Genomic DNA, 6,957 nt, shown 5'->3' with positions numbered 1-6,957 from the left:
ATTTATAGTAATTTTCATCTACAACAATTGTTTGAACAGTAGGTCTTTCATCGTGAAACGTTTTATGTTTCAAATCAGCAATCATACTGTTTTGAAGTGGTCTATTACTTGATTCTATTTCAATTAAACTCTCCTCGTATGTACCATACGAAATCACATCTTTATTTTGATGAATTGTATTATAAACCGCTTGAATTTGCTCTTTATTAAATTGATTGCTTTGTAACCTATCTGTCGTCCTTTCAAAAGTAACTAAATATGTTTTATCCACATTTAATGCTGAGCTGGATTTATCGTTTAGATGGTGTAAATTATAAAATACATTAATTGAACTCGTTATAGTTGCTAATCCAAATGTAATCTGTATTAGAAGAAGTACGGAAAATAGAAATCTCTTTTTTAATGCTATGAACGCACTTTTTATTCTCATCATTTTTACTCCTTTAATGCTTTAGCAGGTTCACTTTTAAGCACATATACAAATGGTATAACAGAGAGGATAAAAGCTATATTAAGTGAAAGAAATACACACATTACAATATGAGTAGACTGTAAACTAATGCTATAGCTTGTAGACTCTATAATATTTTCACTCAAAGTGCTAAAAATCCATTGTATGCATATCGCACAGGCTGATGCGGTGATTGCACATAAAAATAATTGACTAAATATAAAAATAAAAAGATTTACATTACTTGCTCCCAAAGCTTTCCTTAACGACAGATTTTTTTTCTTCGTATAAATCCAATAATAACTTACTATTATACTGGTAATTAAGGCTATACAAAAAAGCCTAAATGGAAAACTAAGTAACTCTTTCACAGCTTTACTTGTGTTTTTTTCTTTCTCATAGTTCTCTTTTTCACTAATCACTTTGGCATTTATATCTTTATTGTTCTGTTTCATATGCTGTATGAAAGTTTCTATTTCCTTTATAGGGTTTTCGTTAGAACGAACAATCATTTGGAATGTATTATCTTTTTGTATCATCTGTTTCACTTCATCTGGCATGTCATTTAGAGAGACGTAAATTTTAATATTATACTCATATCCAGTATTTGCTCCAGCTACGCCTTTAACTGTATATTCCTTATTAAATAATTTTATTGTTTCCATATCCTTATAAATTTTCTTCCCGACTATTACACTATTTTCTTCATTTTGTTCCATCTGAGAACCTTTTAACAAAGGTAGAGACCAATTTTTATTAAGGAGACCATTCATTGTTACTCGGCCGATATCCGGAATAGTAATACGAATATCATTTGTAATGACACTAGCATTTTTAAAATCAGTCTCTACTAACGTCTGGAATTGTTTGAAATTTAATTCCCCTATATTAGTAAGTTGAACGGAATAGTAATAATTAAAATAACCATTTTTTCTATCATAAAATTTCTCATCATAATAATCTCGCGTCGACATTGCTATAAGGATCGGCCATATTGTCAATACAAACCCAATAAATAACATAATAAATATTGTTTTGTTTACCACTATTTCTTTTAATACTAGATTCATATATCCTCCTCATTTTAAAAACCGCGAAAAAGGTATTTATCCTTTTTCGCGGTTTTTGTTGATTGTTATTTAATTACCATTTCCTTAGAGGTGTAGGCACTATCCCCTTTCATTACCCATTCATGAACCGAATAACCAGTGGTAATTGGCCCTCTGGATGAAACTTTAACGTTCACACGATCTGTAATTTTAGCATTATTCTTTTCTGCCTCTCTAGAAGACCCGTCATCAAAGCTAGCCCTTACAGTCATCTTGTAAAAATGAGGTTCATTTGTTTTCGCAGTGTAGGCGGTTCCATTAGCCTTTCCTCCACTTCCTTCCCATTCTCCATAAGAATCCCAACTAATTGAAGCAAATGAAACGGAAGAAACCATACCTAATAAACAAGCAGTAATCCCTGTAGTAGCTAAAGTTTTTTGAAGTAAGCTTTTCATATATCCTTAATCTCCCTTTTTAAAATATTCACTTAAACATTTAAGTATTTTTAGGCCTTGTCCTCATTATACATAAAAAAAGACTTTTTATATCAAAAAATCCTAATATTTACACTTTTAACAAAACCCTTACATTCCCATGAACTTTACGTCATAAAACAAAAAGATGGTATAAAACCCCAATTCACCCCATCTTTTTGCTAACATTATTTATTTGACTGTATACAAGGATTAATATATTTCTCAATCAATTCCCATCTATCCCTGTATTCGCTATAACTTCAGACTCAATTACTACAAGCAAATCCTTCTCCGGAATACAACAAATCATATTCCCACCATCGCCAATTGCACAGCATGAAAAGATTCCATCTTCTTCTCGTAACCACCATAAGTAACCGTATTGATTTTGGTTCATTTCCGTTGATTCTTTTACCCAAGATTTTGAAAGAATTTGTTTTCGATTATGATGACGAAGAAGGATTGAAAAAATGTTTCCTAAATTGTAGGAAATGCACGAGGAAGAACCGATTGAATGGTAGATTTACATACGAAAAACGCCTTGTTTCTTTAGTAACAAGGCGTTTTTTATTAATACTATGGTTAAATTGTTATTCTCCCAGTCCCCTACCACTTCATAAACATTTCTCCTCCTTATGTGCAATCAAGTATATTCAAATGGCTCATCTAAATTTATTGATACCACTTTTCTAACAAACCCTTCTCCCTCTCGCCTGAAATACCTGCTTTTAATTCCCATTCATCCATACTCTTCATCCAGTCATACACGTCTTTAACTGTCTCTTCTAACCTTCTAAAAGTAAGCCCTTCTTTAACGGCACTCTCGATACTAATAGAGAAGCCACCTTTCCACGGATCTGTTTCACCTTCTAATGCAAAAGTTTCAGGAAGCCATAATGGCATTTCCGTCCATGGCTGCACTTTATTCTCATTCATAAATGATTCATCAACCCAAACGAATTCAGCGTCGCTATTCGTAACTTCTTTACACGTATTTAATAGCTCTTCCATCGTCAATTCATCATTTGGACCTGTTATATTGAATGTACCTGCTTTATTATTTTCTGCCATGTTTAGTCCAAAGCTCGCAACATCTTTTATATCAACTAACTGTACTGGACGGTCTTTTCTTCCTGGCACTAACACTTTTCCGCCCTTTGCTACGCGCTGAATCCAGTATGGAAGCCGATCTGTATAATCAAACACTCCCGAAAGAAGTCCCGCTCTTACGTGTAAAACACGCCCCGGCCAATACTTCTCTGCTTCTTTTTCACATAGCACTTTAAGCGCACCATAATGCTCATAAGGCGATATTTCACCATTCTCTACAGCCTTTATCTGATCACTCGTCGGTTCGGGTTGTAATATATAGTCTTCTTTTATGTGATGAGGGATCCAATCTTTATATACGGAAATGCTTGAGATAAATATATAGTGTTCAATATTATCTTTAAGTACTTCTCCAACATTCCTAATATGATGTGGAGAAAATCCACACGTGTCTATGACAACATCCCATTTTCGATTTTTTAAACTTGATACATCGTTATTTCTGTCACCGATTAACTGCTCTACTTCAGGAAAAATTTCTTTATTTGTTCCGCGATTAAATAATGTAACTTCATGACCTCTGTTCAAAGCCTCTTCTACGAAAGCTCTTCCTAAAAAACGTGTACCACCTAGAATTAGAATCTTCATGTTTTTCCCCCATTCAATCAGATGCATAATAAAAACCTTTTCATTTTTATAACGATTTTGCCTTGTGAAAAGTTACGGGTACTTTTCATTTTTTCTATAGTTAATATAACGTCATCCAAATTTGTAACTTGTGACATACCTTTTTATCGAATTCGAATGTAATGAAGACGATAAAGAGGGATTGAGAAGTATCTCAACTAAGTTATAGTGGTAAATCCACATCTACGAAAATACTTATTTATACGAGAAATGCTCCTACCAAATTGACAGAAGCATTTCTTTCTCAACATTTGTTTACTTTTATATACTTGAATTGAAATTAAACTGAGCAACCCCATGAATAAACAAATCGCACCTAGAATTGTTTAAGAATTTCCGTATCCTTGTAATATAGCTACATATGTACTCGTATCCATATGACCGCCTTGCTCTGCAACAGCTTCACTTGCTGCCTTACTCCCCATTTCTAGTGCATTTATAAGAATATATGCACCGATAATAGATACTACGGCTGAAATAATTTCTACAACATTAGACTTTGTCATCATACCCTCACCTTTCAAACAACGTCTTTTATCCATCTAGAGAAATCTCTTTCTATCTCTTACTTATACATAATAGCAAAAAAGACGGTATGAAATTCCAGTTCATACCATCTTTTTTTGCTAAAATTAATTATTTGTTTGTATACAAGAAAGAATATATTTCGAAATTAACTCCCATCTATCCTTCGCTTCCGGTATAATTTCCGACGCAATCGCCACCACCAATTCCTTCTCCGGTATACAACAAATCATATTCCCACCATCACCCATTGCACAGTATGAAAAGATTCCATCTTCTTTTCGTAACCACCATAAATACCCATATCGATTTGAATTCATTGCCGTTGATTCTTTTATCCATGACTTTGAAAGAATTTGCTTTCCACCATAAATACCTCCATTCAAATACAATTGTCCAAACTGAGCCATATCTCTAGCTGTTAACGTAAGTCCCCAGCCGCCTGTCGAAATACCATTTGGATCGTGCACCCAACCTTTCACATCTTTTCCGAATAAGTCATGGAATCCAAATGCTTTCATATTGTAGTTTGGAATTTCTCTCATACCGATTGGTTGAAATAAGTATTCATTCGCAAACTCACGGGAACTTTTCCCTGTTACACACGAAATAATTGCTGATAATAAATGCGCGCCTGCGGACGAATATTTAAAATGTCCCACTTCTCCGCCATGTCCGATTCTATTTAGTGTATACTGCACCCAATCCTTTTGTGTACATAGTTCTTCTAACGGTTCCTGCCAGTCTGCAAAAGGATATGGAGCTGTCATTGTAAGAAGATGCCGCACTGTTATTTCAGATGAAATAGAATTATATTCTGGGGAAAATTCTATTACCTTTTGGTCAACGCTTTTTATATAGCCTTTATCTACACATATCCCAATTAACGCAGAGATTATCGTTTTTGTGACCGATGCCACATGAAATGTATCATCTGGACCGTAACCATTATAATAATTTTCAAAAGTAACATTACCTTTTTGCATTACTAACATACCATTAATATTTTTATATTCTTCTTTTACAACACAATCTAACTGTTCAGCCGTTTTCATTGCTCTTCCCCCTTAATCTATGATTAAAAAGGTTCGATAGGTACATATATATCGACTATATGTTTATGTTCTGGGTGCTACCTCGGATCATTTTTATACACTTCAAAAGGATACGAATCTCTCGGTTTATATCCGCTCTTCGGGAGCCATTCACCGTATAAAAAGTTCCATGCCCCTTTGTATTCATATTGGAATATTTCAAAGTGACCTATCGCATATGTCCCTGAAGGTATTGCCATTATTCCAATGGCACTCGTTCCTACTGAGGCTTCATCTGGAATTGTTATACATAGACTTGTTCTTAAATGATAGTCTTCTGTAAACTCATGATGATCGTGATAAATTGTTAATACCTTCGTATCCTCGAATACATGATAGTTCTGCTCCGATGCGTAATGAAATAGTTTCTCTATCATTTTTGGAAAATCTATAGCTAAATCCTTATATGTACCTACATGTCTTATGTATGCGACGTTTACTTTGTCCGCTGTTACAATTTCGACCTCTCCTCGAACCTTCTTACACTCATTGTATTGGGAACCTTCGCTAACGTCTTTGCAATTCTTGCTATTGTGATTTCGATAGTGAGACGGACTTACTCCGTACTGACTTTTAAATGTCCGGGAGAAAACTGCTGAATCCGTAAAACCATAATGATAAGCAATATCTGTAACCGTCATATCCATACGATATGTAAGTAAATGTGTTGCCCTCTCTAATTTCAAACGATTCACATACCGAGATAACGGCTCTTCCATCATCCCTTTAAAAATTCTATGAAAATGAAATTTTGAAAAGCCTGCAACATTAGCTAAATCTTCAATGGAAAGCGAATCATTTATATTTGATTCTATATAGTCTTGCACTTTATAAATACGTCGTAAATACTCGTTTCTACTTTGAGAACTCTCCATATTCTTTCCTCCTCACAACAAAAAGGCTAACTTCACGTTAGCCTACTTTATACATGTTTTAAAAATAAAACTCTACTCCCGCCGTTCCCATCATAATTTGTATGTACGGATACACCATCTACCTCATCATCCCCGGCTTCAATTTCAAAGCCAATTTCTTGATGAAATTGTATCGATTTTTTATTAACTGGTGACGTGATTGCTTTTACAACTTTACGATTGTTTGCGCGAGCAACATCAAAGAAATAAGAATACAATGTCGATGCGATTCCTTTTCTTCTATATTTCGGATTTACACCGATAAAATGAACGTACGCTTCCTCTTTATGAGTTTGTGAAAAGAATCCGCATAAGAAACCTAACGTTTCTCCTTCTTCTTCAATGATAAAACTCGTTTCTTGAAAGTGAACGAAAAACAATTTTGGCAACATATTAGCCATATCTCTTCCGCCCCACCAATCATTTAAGACGGAATGAATCTTTACATAATCTTCCCCTTGCATGTTTCTTACTCGCATGTATTTCTCCCTCTCACTCACTTCATTTTTCCATAAATTTTAATGACTGTTTCTACTAATAGGATGAATACCCAAATCCCGCAAAATACAAGAACAGACTGGAATATAGACCCAAGTATGATAACACCAACTACACCTGTACCTGATCCTGAAAATGATACCTCACCAAACCCTGGATCATGTATAAGCGAGCCAGCAGAAAAGGCCATTAAATGGTCTTATCCCTGTCAAG

Annotated in this window: 6 protein-coding genes and 4 pseudogenes; all 10 read right to left on the bottom strand. The window is 34.5% G+C overall.

Annotated elements, in window-relative coordinates; genetic code table 11:
* Positions 1-433, bottom strand: a pseudogene (locus V7038_RS11245) (ABC transporter permease); the annotation flags it as partial.
* A 2-nt stretch (positions 434-435) separates the two neighbouring features.
* Complete coding sequence (locus tag V7038_RS11240; protein ID WP_335470230.1) at positions 436-1,521, bottom strand: ABC transporter permease; 1,086 nt, start codon at positions 1,519-1,521, stop codon at positions 436-438.
* Between the two features lie 65 nt (positions 1,522-1,586).
* A complete protein-coding gene (locus tag V7038_RS11235; protein WP_335470227.1) occupies positions 1,587-1,955 on the bottom strand; it encodes a hypothetical protein in 369 nt (122 codons plus the stop codon).
* Positions 1,956-2,161: 206 nt separating this feature from the next.
* Positions 2,162-2,424, bottom strand: a pseudogene (locus tag V7038_RS11230) (serine hydrolase domain-containing protein); the annotation flags it as partial.
* Between the two features lie 224 nt (positions 2,425-2,648).
* Positions 2,649-3,674: an SDR family oxidoreductase gene (locus tag V7038_RS11225; RefSeq protein WP_335470225.1), complete on the bottom strand. Its 1,026-nt coding sequence runs from the start codon at positions 3,672-3,674 to the stop codon at positions 2,649-2,651.
* Positions 3,675-3,967: 293 nt separating this feature from the next.
* A pseudogene (locus tag V7038_RS11220) lies at positions 3,968-4,255 on the bottom strand (hypothetical protein); the annotation flags it as partial.
* Positions 4,256-4,345: 90 nt separating this feature from the next.
* Positions 4,346-5,293 carry a serine hydrolase domain-containing protein gene (locus V7038_RS11215; RefSeq protein ID WP_070128580.1) on the bottom strand — a complete coding sequence of 316 codons (948 nt, stop codon included), beginning with the start codon at positions 5,291-5,293 and terminating at the stop codon, positions 4,346-4,348.
* Positions 5,294-5,370: 77 nt separating this feature from the next.
* On the bottom strand, positions 5,371-6,207 hold the full coding sequence (locus V7038_RS11210) for an AraC family transcriptional regulator (RefSeq protein WP_335470222.1): 837 nt from the start codon (positions 6,205-6,207) through the stop codon (positions 5,371-5,373).
* A 47-nt stretch (positions 6,208-6,254) separates the two neighbouring features.
* A complete protein-coding gene (locus tag V7038_RS11205) occupies positions 6,255-6,725 on the bottom strand; it encodes a GNAT family N-acetyltransferase (protein ID WP_002110589.1) in 471 nt (156 codons plus the stop codon).
* 17 nt (positions 6,726-6,742) lie between these two features.
* A pseudogene (locus V7038_RS11200) lies at positions 6,743-6,937 on the bottom strand (DUF3980 domain-containing protein); the annotation flags it as partial.
* Positions 6,938-6,957: the final 20 nt, after the last annotated feature.

The sequence above is a fragment of the Bacillus sp. JJ783 genome (assembly GCF_036963225.1).
Classification (GTDB): Bacteria; Bacillota; Bacilli; order Bacillales; family Bacillaceae_G; genus Bacillus_A; species Bacillus_A cereus_U.
This window is presented reverse-complemented; position numbering and strand designations above follow the sequence as displayed.